This is a genomic window from Vibrio sp. PSi01 (assembly GCF_054960695.1).
In genome coordinates this window covers 288178-303970 of the sequence record NZ_JBHNYN010000003.1, presented here as the reverse complement: position 1 = coordinate 303970, position 15793 = coordinate 288178, and the positions used below count along the sequence as shown (strand labels likewise).

Genomic DNA, 15793 nt, shown 5'->3' with positions numbered 1-15793 from the left:
GCTATTTTCCTGTGTTTGCCCGTTTGGGCTGGGTTTGTTTTGTTTTAGCGACTTCTAACTGCCAGTTTTTGATTGTGTAGCAAATTAAACCTAAACAAAGCCCCCAAAATGCGCTGGCGACTCCGGCAAAGTTAATCCCAGATGCGGTCAGTAAAAAAGTGAATAACGCCGCTTCTCTATGTGTTTCATCCGAAAGTGCGGTTGTTAAGCTGTTAGCCAATGTCGGTAGCAAAGCTAGCCCAGCGATAGCTACGATGATGGATTGAGGAACAGACGAAAACAGAGAGACAAAGGTTGTTCCGAATACTCCTGCCAATAAATAGAAACCGCCTACAGCTAAAGCCGCTTTGTAGCGGCTCTTCGGGTTCGGATCCGCGTTTGGGCTCATACATATTGCCCCTGTCAGTGCCGACAAATTAAAAGCAAAACCGCCAAATGGCGCAAGCAATAAACCGGTAACGCCTGTTGTGGTTATAATTCGAGATGCTGGTGGGTTATAACCATTGGCTTTTAATACGGCGAAACCCGGTAAGTTCTGGGATGCCATTGTCACAATAAATAGGGGAATCCCTACACTCAATAAAGATGACCAGTCAAAATCGGGTGTGATGAACATAGGTTGAGTCAGCGTTAAGTTCACATTCGATAAATCCAACTTTCCCGCGATGCCACTCATCATGGCTGCGAGTAGTAGAATAAAAGGTATCAAAAGATTCCCAAACCTAGGTTTAGCGAGAATATAAGCGGCTAGCATAGTGCTGATGATGACAGCTTCTTGAGACATAGAAGAAAACATTCCGATGCCAAACATCCACAACACACCAGCTAACATTGCAGAGGCGATTGACGTAGGTATTCGCTTAAGAAGTGTTTCAAAAACCCCTGTTAGACCTGTAATGGTGATGAGGAGCGAACTAAATAGGAAGATCGCGACGGCTTGTTCTACGGTGAGTCCATCCAGCGATGAGATGAGTAAAGCCGCACCCGGTGTAGACCAAGCCGTCACAATCGGTTGCTTATATCGCCATGACAGTAGAAGAGTTGACATGCCCATACCTATTCCAAGTGCCCAAAACCAAGATGCAATTTGCTCTTGATTCGCGCCAGCACTGCTAGCAGCTTGGAAAATGATCGCCGCCGCACTCGCATAACCGATAAATACTGCAATGAAACCAGTACTGATGTGAGAAAACTTAACTTGATCCATATTAACCACTCTCGTTGTGCGTTATAACATACATAGGAGTAACTTAGCACTTGTGCGTTATAGCGCACAAGTGCTATTTGTATAAACTTGTTCGTAATAGCTATTCGTAACAATTTAATATACGAGCAAACTCAAATAGGTAGATGAACGAAAACATGTCGAAAAACGTTAATACAGAAGACCGCTTGAATGTAATGGGTAGCCTGAATGCCGAAGGTCGTTTGAAAGCAGATGAAGTTTCGAATGCAGGAGAAGCTTTAAGTGTACAAAATAACTTGAACGTGAAAACCGAATTACAGGTAAGCCAAAATCTAAAGCGGATTCGTAAAGAAAAAGGATGGAGCCTCGATGCGACCGCGAAAGCGACTGGGGTAAGCAAAGCTATGCTTGGTCAGATTGAGCGTGGTGAGTCTAGTCCAACGGTCGCAAAACTATGGCAAATAGCTACTGGGTTTAATGTGTCATTCTCAAGTTTGATTTTGCCTTCTTCAAACAACGAACTGGTGAGCTTGTTCCGAGATGCGAATATATTACGCGACGAAAGCTTGAAGGACGGTTTCTCGGTAAGTGTTGTGTTCCCTTTTGAGCCATCTGTAGGCTTCGAATTGTATGAGCTTAGGTTGGCAGAAAACTATCAACATTTCTCTGAACCTCATAGTGCCGGTGTGACGGAGCATATTTTGTGTATTTCAGGTCAAATGGCGGTTTTCTTTGATGATAGTTGGCATGAGTTAAGCTCGGGACAAGCCGTTCGTTTTAATGCAGAACAGCGTCATGGTTATAAAAATACAGGGCAAGAAAAAGCCATTTTCCACAATATTATCCATTACCCTAATCAATGGCAGCGGTCATAGTTGGTGGAACTCAAGATAATGTCGTCATGTTTCAAGATACAAAAAAGCGCAGCTAAATAGCTGCGCTTTTTATTAATATGATAACCAAGTAAATGAAGTCGCTATGGCTATATTAACGCTGTGTTGCGCGTTGGCGATTCTTGCCGTTACTCGCAGGTTTACCACCTTGACCATTGCCCGCTTTACTGCGGTTTGGCTTGCTATTTCCGCCGCTATTGCCTTGCGATTGCTGGCTACCAGGGGCTTTTTTGATGAAGCCAGTCGCTGGTTTATTACCATTACCGTTCTGCTTTCCGTTACCCTGATTGCCGTTGTTTTGGCTACCTGTTGGCTTCTTACCACCCGGTTTAGGCTTATTGCCACCAGGCTTAGAATGGTTACGTGGGCTTTCGCCGCCAAGACCCGGTTGAGCTTTACTGTGCTTAGTTGCAAAACGTTGTGAGCCGTGACGACCAGATTTACGACGTTGTGCCGGTGTTTGCGCATCAAAGTCTTCTGCGGGTACTAGGCAGTTTGCTTTGTCACCAATTAGGTGCTGTTTACCCATGCTGATCAGCGCTTCACGGATGATTTTCCAGTTTTCAGGATCGTGGTAACGAAGCAGAGCTTTATGCAGACGACGTTGACGATCACCTTTCGGTACAGGAACATCTTCACGCTTTTTATATTTCACGCGTTTCAGAGGGTTAGTCTCTGAGTAGTACATCGACGTTGCATTACACATTGGCGATGGATAGAAGTTCTGTACTTGGTCACACTCGTAGTTGTGCTTTTTAAGCCACATTGCAAGGTTAAGCATATCTTCATCTTCTGTGCCCGGGTGAGCAGAGATGAAGTAAGGAATTAAGTACTGTTTCTTACCGGCTTCAGCGCTGTACTTCTCGAACATCTCTTTGAAACGATCGTAAGTGCCCATACCCGGCTTCATCATCAGATCCAGCGGGCCTTTTTCAGTATGCTCTGGAGCAATCTTCAAGTAACCACCAACGTGGTGAGTCACAAGCTCACGAACGTATTCTGGAGATTCAATCGCTAAGTCGTAACGTACACCAGAAGCGATCATGATCTTCTTAACGCCCGGTACTTTTCTCGCAGAGCGGTACAGGTCGATGGTGTGTTGATGGTCTGTGTTTAGCTTTTCACAGATTTTCGGGAACACGCATGATGGACGACGACAGTTAATTTCTGCTTTTGGATCTGAACAACCTAAACGGTACATGTTCGCCGTTGGGCCGCCCAAGTCAGAAATAGTACCTGTGAAGCCCGGTACTTTATCTTTAATGTCTTCGATTTCATCCAAGATAGATTCTTTCGAACGGTTCTGAATGATACGACCTTCGTGCTCTGTGATTGAACAGAAAGAACAACCACCAAAACAACCACGCATGATGTTAACCGAGGTTTTGATCATGTCGTATGCAGGGATTTTCGCTTTGCCGTACATAGGGTGCGGAACACGCTTATAAGCAAGGCCAAACACGTAGTCCATCTCTTCTGTGGTCAATGGAATTGGCGCTTGGTTAACCCAAAGTTCGCGATCTCCGTGACGTTGGATTAGAGCTCGACCTGAGTACGGGTTTGTCTCAAGGTGCAGAATACGGCTAGCGTGAGCGTAAAGAATACGGTCATTGTTTAGCTTTTCGTAGCCTGGGATACGAACCGCTGTTGTTTTTGCATCGTGGCGAGAAGGACGAATCGTAATCGGTTGTGCTTTTACTTCTTCTTTTTCGTCTTTCTTGGTATCACACTGCGTTTCAACTTCGTATGGGTTAACCGGAACATACGCTTTGTTCGGTTTTTCGATACGAGAAGAGTCAATGATCTTGAAGCCTTCAGGGGCTGCAGCAATATTGATTGCAGTACCACGGATATTCGTTAGCGTAGACATGTCTTCGCCATCAGCAATGCGGTGCGCGACTTCAACCAGTGCACGCTCAGCGTTACCAAAAAGAAGAATGTCAGCTTTTGCATCAAACAATACAGAGCGACGAACTTTATCTGACCAGTAATCGTAATGAGCTACGCGACGTAAGCTTGCTTCAATACCACCAAGCACGATTGGCGTGCCTTTGTAGGCTTCGCGACAACGCTGAGAGTAAACCAGAGTTGCACGGTCAGGACGTTTACCACCTTCGTTATTTGGCGTGTAAGCATCATCGTGACGTAATTTGCGATCAGAGGTGTAGCGGTTGATCATGGAGTCCATGTTACCCGCGGTGATGCCGAAGAATAGGTTAGGTTTTCCTAGCTTCATGAATGCATCTTTATTATCCCACTTAGGCTGGGCGATAATGCCGACGCGGAAACCTTGAGCTTCAAGAAGGCGGCCGATGATAGCCATACCAAAGCTCGGGTGATCGACATACGCGTCACCTGTTACAATAATAATGTCACAGCTATCCCATCCAAGAGCATCCATCTCCTTTCTACTGGTCGGTAAAAAGGGTGCAGTTCCGTAGCACTCGGCCCAGTATTTTTTGTGTTCGTGAATAGGAGTGATATCGCTGTACATATTTCAACCTCTGATTTTTGAGGCGGGAATTATAGCGGCATGAGACTAGACTAGCCAGTAGAACATGCCCCTGTTAGTTCTGATGTCTTTCGTCATTTTGGTCATGTAACTGACAAAAGAGCCATACAACATCATAGTTTAAGCTTTGAGTAACGTCGCTAATTTGTGATTTTGATTAGTGTTCGCAGCAGTTTTTGATATTATTCGGCGAAAATAAGTCTGAATAAGTAGATCCACAATGGTCGAAACGTTATTAGTACAATTTGCTCCGATGCTTCTAGGAGCCCAACTGATCTTAACTCTCATCTTGGTGAAAGGAGATATCTGCCCAGGACAGCGTGGTCGTATCCACAAGATGTTACCTGCGATTGGCGTGCTTTGGCTTGCTGTTGCTTCTGTAAAAATTGAAGCCTTTCTGGTCGTGTTCGCGATCTTTTATTTCTATTCTCAAGTTCAAACCAAGAAGACTCGCGATTCTGGTCCTATCTGGGTGATGTACTTGGCCTGTGGTTTAGCGTTGTCATATGTTGCTATACAAGCGACTGAGCAAGCAACCGCTGTTGGTATCATTACTACTTTGCTGCTAGTGGTACTGTTAGGAGCAGCGTTTGGCCATCTACTACTGACGATTGCAAGGACACGGTTGCAGGCATTTCATCGAGTGCTTCCTGTTGTGGGCGTGCTAACCGGTATGTTGGTAGTACTGGCGACCGTCGTGAGTGTTTACTCTTTGTCTGAAGCTCAATTAGAACCTGTGATTTCCACTTTGCTATTTAGTTTTGCTTTGTTGATCTCCTCAATCGTGGTGTGGTGTTGGCATTTACTGTTCGCAAGAACGCCTGAAAAGCTTCAACTGAGTATTTCGTTGTTGATGTTATTGGTGGCCGTTGTGGGTTTAACGCCAGTTTGGGCGCTTTAATCACGCACTTTCATTAATTACGTATTCTTGTTAAGAAGTGTGATCTGTTTTTTAGCGTGACGTTGGTAAGCGTTCTAAACTTAACTCTAGTCAGTCTGTTCGTAAGGAGTACGAGATGGATTTAAGCAACGTCAAAGGTTTCGATAGCATTATTTTGCTAGGAATCGTTAATGAAAAACTTCGCCTAGAATGCGATAGCTTTGAAGAGCTGATCAGCATGTATGAAATGGATACAGAAAGTGTTGTGGGTAAGCTCGATATGCTTGGCTATCAATACGATCCATTGACTAACCAGTTTAAGTCTTACTCGAGATAAGCTAAAGATTAGCGCATCTTTTATCGAAAATGACATGCATCGCGTGTTGTGGGTGTTGAGAGAAAAAAAGTCACAGATTATCTGTGACTTTTTTGTTTCTGACGAATCGATCGAGCTTAACTTAGCCATAAATCATCTTTAAACGACCTCTATGCCATCTAAGTGACTCTTACTTTGCTGTCTTGCCGTGCTAAAGAAAGCTTGCAGGTAACGTTTATCTTTCTCAGAGTTTCTTACCGCTGCGAACAGTCTTCTTGATAGTCCTTTGCCTAATGGCTTGCTGGCAATCAGCCCTTGTCTTGAGAATTCACTGATCGCCCAGTTTGGTAGAGCCGCTACTCCCAAACCTGCTGATACCATTTGAACTAGCATTAACGTGTTGTCCGCTTGTTTCCACTTTTTAGGTTCTACACCCGCAGGCTGTAAAAAGTGCTTCACGACATCTAAACGCTGTTTTTGAACAGGGTAGGTGAGCATGGTGAGATCGCTAAGATCTTGCGGTTCAATGCTCGCTCTTTCTGCCAAAGGTGAGTTGATTGCGGTGATCAAACGCATCTCAAAATCAAAGAGTGGTTCGTAGTGAACCTCAGAGCGAGGCTGTATATCAGAGGTGATCACCAAATCTAGCTCGCCTGCCATTAGCGCGGGTAGCGGCTCAAACCCAAAGCCTGACGAGAAATCTAGCGTTACGCTTGGCCAAGCCACTTGATATTCCTTCAAAGCAGGCATTAACCATTGGAAGCATGAGTGACATTCAATCGCCATGTGCAAACGACCATTCACATCCTCTTTCAGGCTCGCGAGTTCGTTCTCCGCTTTAGCTATTCTTGGCTGTATCTCATCGGCAAGCCTAAGCAAAATCTCACCTTCAGAGGTGAACTTAACTGGTCTAGTTTTACGTAGGAAAAGCTGACCACCGATACGCGCCTCAAGGTCTTTCAGTTGGTGAGAAAGCGCCGACTGAGTCAAGTGAAGAGAAGTTGCCGTCGCTGTTAGCGAGCCGCTGTCTCTTAAGGTAGTCAATGTTCGAAGGTGTTTAAGCTCTATCATGAGTTTTCCTCATATTCCCTAAGCCAATTCAATATTTCTTAATAATCACCCTACGGGGTTTTCTTTCATTTGTAAACGTCTAGATGTCCAGATGGATTTGATTTTTTCAGCTTTAGATTATTCAAGATGAATATTTTTAATAAACAAGATGAATATTTGGACGTTGTTCATCGTTCAGATTAGGGAGATAGTTTAGCCATCCAGACGCCTTATAAAGAACTTAAACCATAAGCTAGGCAGTTTGATCGAACACTAAAAATTATTGAATAAGGAACAGGTTCATGACTACGACAACGCATATTTTAGGCTACCCACGTATCGGCGAAAAACGCGAACTCAAATTCACTTTAGAAAAATACTGGCGCGGTGAGATTAGCCAATCAGATTTAAAGCAACTCGGTAGCGAACTAAGAAATCGTAACTGGAATGTACAAGCTGACGCGAATCTTAGCTTTGCAACTGCGGGTGACTTCGCATGGTACGACCATGTATTAACAACGACTTTACTTCTAGGCCACGTACCAAAGCGCCATACTGGTGGTTCTGAAGATGAAAAATCCTTCCCAGATTTAGATACTTTGTTCCGTGTGGGGCGTGGTCAATCTCAGGTTCAGTCGACTTGTTGCGGTGGTACGCATACGTCTAGTGACGGCACTAAAGATAGCTCTGCGGCTTCTGATATGACTAAGTGGTTCAACACCAACTACCATTACATTGTGCCTGAGTTCAGCAAAGACGATTCCTTTGAAGTGAGCTGGCCACAACTGTTTGACGAAGTGAGTGAAGCGATAAAATCCGGGCATAAGGTGAAGCCAGTTTTGTTAGGCCCGTTATCTTATTTATATCTTGGTAAAGAAGTGGAGGAGGGTTTTGATCGTTTATCTCTTCTTCCGCGCCTTCTTACCGCTTACCAAGCAATTTTGGCAAAACTCGCTAAGTTGGGGGTTGAGTGGGTTCAAATCGATGAACCAATTCTTTCTCTTGAGCTTGAGAGTCAATGGGCAGATTCATTCAAGTTGGCGTATCAAGTGATTCAAGGTGATGTAAAACTGCTGCTCACTACTTATTTTGATTCGGTGACTGATACCTTAGATAAGATAGTAGAGCTACCAGTTAATGGCCTACATATCGACTTAGCAGCAGCACCACAGCAACTTGATGAAGTAGTGGGTAAGTTACCTGAACACTGGGTACTTTCAGCAGGGGTGATTAATGGACGAAACGTTTGGCGAGCTGATTTAGCCGCTCAACTAGAGTTACTACAACCAGTGAAAGAGAAGCTAGGAGACAAACTTTGGGTAGCAAGTTCATGTTCACTTTTGCATAGTCCAGTCGACCTTGAGTTAGAAGATTCACTCAGCGATGAAGTGAAGAGTTGGTTTGCTTTCGCGAAACAGAAAGTGACCGAGGTGAGTATATTGGGTGCGGCACTAGACGGTAACCACAATGCTATCTTGGCGTGTGAAACCTACAGCCAGCCGATTGTTGCACGCAAGAGCGCGACTCATGTGAATAAGCCGCAGGTTCAAGCTCGTATTAACACCATTACCAAAACCCTAACCGAGCGAAGTGCTCCTTATGCCGAACGCGCTTCACATCAGTCTGAGGTGTTAGGTTTACCATTATTGCCAACCACAACAATTGGTTCATTTCCACAAACCGGAGAGATCCGTGTTCAGCGTAGTGCTTACCGCACTGGCAAACTGAGTGAAGCGGAATACAACACCGCGTTGAAAGGTCATATTGCGGATGCGGTTAAACGACAAGAAGCACTTGATTTGGATGTACTGGTTCATGGTGAAGCTGAACGTAATGATATGGTGGAGTACTTTGCTGAAAATCTAGCAGGCTTCCAAACTACCAAATTTGGTTGGGTACAAAGTTATGGCTCTCGTTGCGTGAAACCTGCGATTGTGGTTGCGGATATCGAGCGTGAAAAACCAATGACGGTGGAATGGTCGACCTATGCTCAATCTCTGACTTCAAAGCAGATGAAAGGCATGCTAACTGGGCCTGTTACTATCTTGTGTTGGACATTCCCACGTGAAGATATTTCACGCAAAGAGATAACCAATCAACTGGCGTTTGCGTTGCGAGATGAGGTGTCTGATTTGCAAGACGCAGGTATCAACATTATTCAAATTGATGAGCCTGCCATTCGTGAAGGTTTGCCATTGAAAAAGCGTGACCATGCAGAATACTTAGAGTGGGCAGTGGATGCCTTTAAGATTTCAGCTGCGAGTGCTAAACCAGAAACTCAGATTCACACCCACATGTGTTACAGCGAGTTCAACGAGATCATTGATTCAGTCGCTGCGCTAGACGCCGATGTGATTACCATAGAGACTTCTCGTTCGAACATGGAACTGCTGAAAGCGTTTGAAGAGTTCAACTACCCGAATGCGATTGGGCCTGGCGTTTATGACATCCACTCACCAAACATTCCTTCAGAAGAGTGGATTGTTGATTTACTTAAGAGAGCGGCAAAGAAAATCCCAGCAGAACGTTTGTGGGCAAACCCTGATTGTGGGCTGAAGACGCGTAACTGGGCAGAGACAGAAGCGGCACTGGCTAATTTAGTTTCAGCGACTAAAATGCTGCGTAAAGAGTGGGAGTCGGCAGAAGCATCAGCATAATTAAAGCTAGGGTGTTATCGTTCTAAAAACAAAAGTCTGAGAAAAGAAAGGCCTCGCATCTGCAAGGCCTTTCTTGTTTGTTACTAGCTTAACGTTAGAAATCAAATCTAGTTAATGCTCTGACATGTCTCTTTGCTGATTAGCTTTTCAACCATCAGTTGTCCGCGAGTGTTGCGAACCTTAATGTTGTAAGCCAAGCCCATGTCAAGGTTTGCTCTAACTTCAGAGTTGGTGCAGTAGCTGTTAACACTCATATCTACGACTTGGTTTAAAGGCTTAGCACCTTTAGCGTCTTGGTTGTAGATCATCATGATCTCGATAACGGTGTTTTTTGCCAGTACACGCATGACTGACAGTGGGCCATACTCAATCGGCAGGCCGGCAGATAAAACGCCAGCACGGTGTTGCGCCATCATTTCAAGCTGTCTTTGTTGGTCTTGCTCACTTGAAGCACAGCCTGCGAGCAGAGCTAAAGCCAGAGAGCCAATAATCCATTTTTTCACGTTAAAATACTTTCTTGAATGGTTTTACAATGACATTTTGGTAGACACCTGCCTCAATGTACGGATCTGCGTCTGCCCATACCTGTGCGTCCTCTAAAGAATTAAACTCAGCAATTACAGTAGAGCCAGTGAAGCCGGCTTCACCAGGGTTGTCTGAATCAATCGCAGGCATTGGGCCAGCAGTCAAAAGTCGGCCTTCATCGTGAAGTGTTTGCAGGCGTTCTAGATGTTGTGGGCGAACACTTAGGCGCTTTTCTAATGAATTTTCGACGTCTTGAGAAAAAATCACGTACCACATATTGGTATATCCTTATTTTACTTCACTGAATTGGGGGCGTTTAAATTCGCTATCTTGCTAATTTACGCGAACTAATTGGTATTGGAAGAGCTAATGATAAGAAATTGTGAAATGGTGCGAGAGAGAAGTATGGTCTTTAGCGATTTCATTCGTTGAAACTAAAGACCGTCTACATTAGCAGCTTGGTGAAAAGTACTATTTATTGATCGGGCGAGGCTTACCACCCTCATCGACAGCAACGTAGTTGAACGTTGCTCCACAAACCTTATATCGGTCGCCGATGCCGTGATCAAGTACAGGCTTAACCCACACTTCTAGGTCGATATTCATCGAGCTACGGCCAATCTTGGTGCAGTCACCATAAACACACACAACATCACCCACTGAAACCGGCTGTTTGAACTCAATACTCGATACTGAAACAGTGACAATCTTGCCGTTAGAGATCTCCTTCGCCAGTATGCCGCCAGCAAGGTCAAGCTGAGACATTATCCAACCACCGAAAATCTGGCCTGCTGCATTGGTATCAGAAGGCATCGCCAATGTGCGAAGAAGTAAAGAACCAATCGGGTTCAAAGTTGATTGAATAGTCATTGTTGTACTCTTAATGGTATTGATTGTTTTAAATTTAAATAGATGTGTTTGCCGCGCTCGCGGTGGTCGTATTTTTAACGTATTCACCGAACACAAACAATCAGTGGCCAATGATCACGAGTATCATTGGCCACTGTTAAATAGCATATTGATAATAATTGTATCAAAAAGGGGATGAGGACTCATCCCTTAGGGTTACTTCTCGTCGGTATTTTTATCCGTTAACTCGTTCTGCTGATCTTTTGGTAGATGCTTATAGATGTAGACACCCGTTAGCAAGGTAAATGCAAAAGTAGCGATCAGTAAGCCAAACACTTTGAAGTTTACCCAAACATCCAAGGGTAGGCTGAAAGCAACGTAAACGTTGAGAATGGCACATAGAGTAAAGAATAAAGTCCAAGCCCAGTTAATCTTGCTCCATACCGCTTCAGGAAGTGTGATCTCTTTACCCAGCATGCCTTTAATCGCTGACTTGCCCATTAGGTGACTGACGGTCAGGCCGATAGCGAACAATGCATAAACGATGGTTACTTTCCATTTTATGAAGTTATCATCATGCAGAAAGATGGTCATGCCACCAAATACGGCAACCATCAAAAATGTGATGATCTGCATTTTCTCTACTTTCTTGTAGATAATGTACGTCAAAACGATTTGTACTGCAGAAGCAACAATCAATGCGCCTGTAGCTGTGTAGATGTCGTACATCTTATACAGCGCAAAGAAAATAATGAGAGGAATGAAATCAAGAATTTGTTTCATGTGGCACTGAATGTCCAGTTAGTTGAGTTGCCAACAGTCTAACGAAAACTGTCCCGATGCTAAATAGCCCGAGACAATTGGGTAACAATTAATTCCATCTAACCGCTAATCGTTTATAACGATTTCAAGCCAGTTATCGCATTGATGTGGTTTGGTAGCGAGGTATCAGTTTCTTGATGTCTTCAAGGTAACCCTCACTTTTCAAATCATCTAGCGTATTTTCGAGTTCTTGCTCGCTCATCGCAAAACAGGTTGATTTGCCAGTCGTTAGGTCGAGAAACTCGTGATATTCACGCTCTGTGAAGTGGCCGATTCTATCCATTAATAAGGTTTTAACCCCATGGTGAATTAAGCCGTAATATGTATGTCTTTGTAAGGTCATAGCCTATCCTCCGTGACAGGGTGCGAAGAAAAGACAACCTGCTGTAAATTGTTTGGGTTATCTATGACAAAGCAATTCGAATGCCATTTGGGTCACAGACACAGAATATTTCTGTTATCAAATTGAATTGATTCTTTTTTCAATCAGTTAAATGAAAGCTAATTCTGTTCTCAACCAAACAATACGTCGCTGACGGAAAATAGTTTTATTTTGAGAACGTTGTCATTCTCATTATGACGCTTTACTGAAGCCTTATGGTCTTTGAGCTTGGCAATTTCCCCGTTGTTAACCGACAAGCCACTCGACCAATGTAGTTAGGGATACATTTTGGCGATTCTTGGGCTGAATTAAGAAGTAACCATTTCCTGAAAAGACACTGTCTTCACTCACTTTGACTAATCTGCCTAAATCAATATCTTGCTTGGCAAGCGTGATGTCGCCTATCGCAATTCCAAATCCTTGAATAGCTGCATTCATCGCTTGATCGAGTGTTGCGAACTGTTGGTTATTCTTGCTCGAAAGGTCATGACTTCCTATGTGCTCCAACCAAAGTCGCCAATCACTTTGTTCATTGTTGGCGTGTAACCACGTGTAGTGAGCGAGTTGGTGCGGTTTGATTAGAGAAGAGGAACCACTGGTAAGGTGATTGGGTTTGATGCTTTGCGCTTGGCAGACGGGTGCGAGTTGCTCGTTGAACAATAACTGGCTGACGATCGATTGTTGGCTCGGCTTCTTGCCATAGGTAATCACGGCATCGAACGGGTCAAAACTTGGCTCAAAAACATGCTTGATGGTAGAAGTGAGCTCAACATCAATCTCAGGGTAGGCTTCTTGAAAAGACATCAGTTTTGGTAGCAACCAAGAGGTAATGCAACTCGGTGCGTTTAGCTTAATTTTGGAAGGGGAACTCGCCACTTGGTTCAGTGCGGATTGCAGTCGCTGAATTGTATCTTGGATGAGCGGAACCAGTTCTTCTCCTTTGGGTGTTAATGACAACCCCCGAGCATGACGATAGAAAAGGTCGCACCCAAGATTTTCTTCAAACGTCAAAACTTGCCGACTCACCGCGCCTTGCGTGACATTGAGTTCATGTGCCGCGCGTGTAAAGTTGAGATGCCTTGCCGTTGACAGAAAGGCGAGCAAGGTTTTAGTTGAAGGCAACGTGTTATTCATGTCTATACCTATGAATTTTAATCATGGCTATTATGTAATTATTTCGATTCATTTATCAATAGTGTTCTGTTTGAATGCAAATACTTACTCATCATTTGTGATTCAATATGTGTATAACGCATCTGTTTTGAATATGAAGGCAAGTGGTGAAGACATTGTGATTGAGTGGAAGGGATAGTTCTTTGACATCATTTATTGACAACTTAGTGCCTCAGGCTGTAAAAAAATTAATACCTTATCAATCGGCAAGAAGAATTGGTGGTGACGGACGTGTTTGGTTAAATGCCAACGAGTTGGAAAGCGCTTTGTTTCAAAACGAGACTAGTTATAACCGTTATCCAGATTTTTTTCCGCAAGATATTGCCAAGGCTTACCAAGCTTATTGTGGAACTGATGCCGAGACCTTAGCCGTTCGAGGAGCAGATGAAGCGATTGATTTGCTGATCAGAACATTCTGCAAACCAGCGAGCGATAATATACTGATTTGCTCCCCAACGTACGCGATGTATGAATTTTGTGCCGACGCATTGGCGATTGAAACACTCGACTCCCCATTACAGGAAGATTTTAGCCTAGATGTCGCTGATATCGTCAAAAAAGCCGATCGAGCAAATATTGTTTTTCTGTGTTCACCAAATAACCCGACGGGTAACGTGATTCCTAAATCAGATTTGATTCAGGTGCTTGAGGGAACCGAAGGTAAATCTTTGGTGGTGGTGGATGAAGCGTATATTGAATTTGAACCTCAGACGTCGGCGGTGAGCCTTATTGAGCGTTATCCTCATCTAGTGGTGATTCGTACTTTGTCGAAAGCGTTTGGATTAGCAGCTGTTCGTTGTGGTTTTATTCTGGCGAGTAAAAATGTGATGCAGTATGTCGCTAAGCTTATTCCGCCTTACCCAATGCCTGATTGCTCTTCTCAAATTGTATTGGAGGCTTTATCCGCTGAACGAATCTTGGTGATGTCAGATGCAACTTCAAAGCTTGTGGAGTTACGTGACCGATTTGCTGACGAGTTAACGCAGTTTGATTTCATAGAACATGTCTATCCATCATCGACCAACTTCATTTTATTACGCCAAAAGCCAGGGCATGAAGTGTTCAGTGTATTGGCGAAAGATGGCATTGTGACCAGGAACCAAAACCATGAACCTGCATTACGCAACTGTGTTCGGATCACTATTGGTAGCCCTGAGAGTATGACTGAAGTTATAGCGTCACTAGCAAGCTACCAAGCACAGTTACAACAGAAACAACAATCTCAAGAACCTCAATTTCAACTTGATAAAAATCATATCTAGGATGGCAATGATGAAAAAGATAATACTAGGAATCGCTTGTGCGGCCGCTTTACTTGGTACCACTGTACAGGCAAAAGAAATCCGTTTGGCGTCAGATTTTACGTATCCGCCATTCAATTATAAAAATAGCGAAGGCGTACCTGTTGGCTTTGATATTGAAATAGCTGACGCCTTGTGTGAACAGGCAAAATTAGAGTGTACTTGGGTTTCGCAAAGCTGGGATTCATTAATTCCTAGCTTATTAGCAAGAAAGTCAGATGTGATTATGGCGTCTATGCGCATTACCGAAGAACGTAAAAGCAAAATATTGTTTACGGATAAGTACTACCAAACACCCGCTGTGTTTGTTGCAGCCAAAAGTGCAAAGTTTGATATTGATAAGCAAGGTCTCGATGGTAAAACTATTGGAGTACAGCAAGGAACGATTCACGATCGTTACGTAACCGACAAGTTTGGGGATGTCGCAAACATCAAGCGTTACACTGGGCAAGATGAAGTTTATTTGGACCTGCAAAATGGTCGCTTAGATGTGACTTTTGGTAATTCAGATCAACTTTCACTGGCTTTCTTAGATAAGAAAGAAGGTGAGGGTTTTGAATTCAAGGGTAAAGCCGTAACGGATAAAGCCTATATCGGTGAGGGTACTGCGTTAGCACTTAGAAAGCAGGATTCGAAGCTAGCTAATCAATTCAATGTTGCGATTGAAGAGATCAGAGCTAACGGTACTTATGACAAAATTGCTGCCAAGTACTTCACGTTTGATATCTATGGCAGTGATTTATAGCCAAAGATCAGACAGCTTTTTTAGATCCAACATAATGAATGGGGTGGTTTCAGTTGATTGAAACCTTCTTCTCGAAAGCTTAATCCGAGGGCAAGTTGGCCCTCGGATTTTCTATTCTATCTATATGGTTAAGTATGGATAGTCAAATATGGCAAGACGTCTTCTGTTGCTCTGTTACGGAATGCTAACTCTGGCTCGAATAGTCAGTTTAAATCAGTACTTTTTCAGCTTAATCTTCAACTTATGTTCTATTTCAAGCTATTTCTAACTCACTTGTTTCTAGTTAGAGACCTTTCCAACTTATGCCATATCTCTAGGTAACCTGTACAAATTAAGTCTTAAAATAACACAAAGATATTGTGCTATTTGTAACTAAGGCTTTTTGTGTCTGCTTTAAAAATCAACGAAAATTAAAAATTAGCGCTAAATTAGGTCGTTTTACGATCTAAATGACAGGGTGGTATAGCAAGTATGATTGATATCACAATCAAACCATCTCTCT

At 43.5% G+C, this 15793-nt stretch carries 15 protein-coding genes; 6 read left to right on the top strand and 9 right to left on the bottom strand.

Translation table 11 applies throughout. The features are described from left to right. Position 1: 1 nt before the first annotated feature. Positions 2 to 1207, bottom strand: coding sequence for a benzoate/H(+) symporter BenE family transporter (locus ACFI6G_RS06685; protein WP_010437969.1), 1206 nt, complete (start codon positions 1205 to 1207; stop codon positions 2 to 4). Positions 1208 to 1350: 143 nt separating this feature from the next. Here ACFI6G_RS06685 and ACFI6G_RS06680 point away from each other — a divergent pair, with 143 nt between their 5' ends. Then, positions 1351 to 2061 (top strand): helix-turn-helix domain-containing protein, encoded by a 711-nt coding sequence (locus ACFI6G_RS06680; protein WP_010437972.1) that lies wholly within the window; start codon positions 1351 to 1353, stop codon positions 2059 to 2061. A gap of 112 nt (positions 2062 to 2173) precedes the next feature. On the opposite strand, the gene ACFI6G_RS06675 is transcribed toward ACFI6G_RS06680, so the two are convergent. Continuing rightward, on the bottom strand, positions 2174 to 4573 hold the full coding sequence (locus ACFI6G_RS06675) for a YgiQ family radical SAM protein (protein ID WP_081275284.1): 2400 nt from the start codon (positions 4571 to 4573) through the stop codon (positions 2174 to 2176). A gap of 238 nt (positions 4574 to 4811) precedes the next feature. Here ACFI6G_RS06675 and ACFI6G_RS06670 point away from each other — a divergent pair, with 238 nt between their 5' ends. Beyond that, complete coding sequence (locus ACFI6G_RS06670) at positions 4812 to 5492, top strand: hypothetical protein (RefSeq protein WP_016768378.1); 681 nt, start codon at positions 4812 to 4814, stop codon at positions 5490 to 5492. Between the two features lie 115 nt (positions 5493 to 5607). Next, positions 5608 to 5808, top strand: a complete 201-nt coding sequence (locus ACFI6G_RS06665) for a DUF4250 domain-containing protein (RefSeq protein ID WP_010437991.1) — start codon at positions 5608 to 5610, stop codon at positions 5806 to 5808. A gap of 138 nt (positions 5809 to 5946) precedes the next feature. Here the strand turns inward: ACFI6G_RS06665 and ACFI6G_RS06660 are convergent, their stop codons facing one another. After that, positions 5947 to 6858 carry a LysR substrate-binding domain-containing protein gene (locus ACFI6G_RS06660; RefSeq protein WP_016768377.1) on the bottom strand — a complete coding sequence of 304 codons (912 nt, stop codon included), beginning with the start codon at positions 6856 to 6858 and terminating at the stop codon, positions 5947 to 5949. 281 nt (positions 6859 to 7139) lie between these two features. Here ACFI6G_RS06660 and metE point away from each other — a divergent pair, with 281 nt between their 5' ends. Further along, positions 7140 to 9494 (top strand): 5-methyltetrahydropteroyltriglutamate--homocysteine S-methyltransferase, encoded by a 2355-nt coding sequence (gene metE / locus ACFI6G_RS06655; protein ID WP_016789268.1) that lies wholly within the window; start codon positions 7140 to 7142, stop codon positions 9492 to 9494. Positions 9495 to 9601: 107 nt separating this feature from the next. Here metE and ACFI6G_RS06650 read toward each other — a convergent pair whose 3' ends face one another. From ACFI6G_RS06650 to ACFI6G_RS06625, 6 genes are all read right to left on the bottom strand, one after another. Continuing rightward, positions 9602 to 9997 carry a GspS/AspS pilotin family protein gene (locus tag ACFI6G_RS06650; RefSeq protein ID WP_010437997.1) on the bottom strand — a complete coding sequence of 132 codons (396 nt, stop codon included), beginning with the start codon at positions 9995 to 9997 and terminating at the stop codon, positions 9602 to 9604. 1 nt (position 9998) lies between these two features. Then, positions 9999 to 10295 (bottom strand): YciI family protein, encoded by a 297-nt coding sequence (locus ACFI6G_RS06645; protein WP_010437999.1) that lies wholly within the window; start codon positions 10293 to 10295, stop codon positions 9999 to 10001. 195 nt (positions 10296 to 10490) lie between these two features. Further along, the gene (gene yciA / locus ACFI6G_RS06640; RefSeq protein ID WP_010438001.1) at positions 10491 to 10889 is read right to left on the bottom strand and encodes an acyl-CoA thioester hydrolase YciA; all 399 of its coding nucleotides are present in this window, start codon (positions 10887 to 10889) and stop codon (positions 10491 to 10493) included. 195 nt (positions 10890 to 11084) lie between these two features. Then, on the bottom strand, positions 11085 to 11651 hold the full coding sequence (locus ACFI6G_RS06635) for a septation protein A (protein WP_016768375.1): 567 nt from the start codon (positions 11649 to 11651) through the stop codon (positions 11085 to 11087). A 133-nt stretch (positions 11652 to 11784) separates the two neighbouring features. Next, the gene (locus ACFI6G_RS06630) at positions 11785 to 12033 is read right to left on the bottom strand and encodes a hypothetical protein (protein ID WP_010438008.1); all 249 of its coding nucleotides are present in this window, start codon (positions 12031 to 12033) and stop codon (positions 11785 to 11787) included. 285 nt (positions 12034 to 12318) lie between these two features. Continuing rightward, positions 12319 to 13206 carry a LysR substrate-binding domain-containing protein gene (locus ACFI6G_RS06625; RefSeq protein ID WP_010438010.1) on the bottom strand — a complete coding sequence of 296 codons (888 nt, stop codon included), beginning with the start codon at positions 13204 to 13206 and terminating at the stop codon, positions 12319 to 12321. A gap of 182 nt (positions 13207 to 13388) precedes the next feature. Between ACFI6G_RS06625 and hisC the strand changes: the two genes are divergently transcribed. Beyond that, complete coding sequence (gene hisC / locus ACFI6G_RS06620) at positions 13389 to 14507, top strand: histidinol-phosphate transaminase (protein WP_016783865.1); 1119 nt, start codon at positions 13389 to 13391, stop codon at positions 14505 to 14507. A gap of 10 nt (positions 14508 to 14517) precedes the next feature. Beyond that, the gene (locus ACFI6G_RS06615; RefSeq protein ID WP_010438016.1) at positions 14518 to 15291 is read left to right on the top strand and encodes an ABC transporter substrate-binding protein; all 774 of its coding nucleotides are present in this window, start codon (positions 14518 to 14520) and stop codon (positions 15289 to 15291) included. The last annotated feature ends 502 nt before the right edge of the window (positions 15292 to 15793 follow it).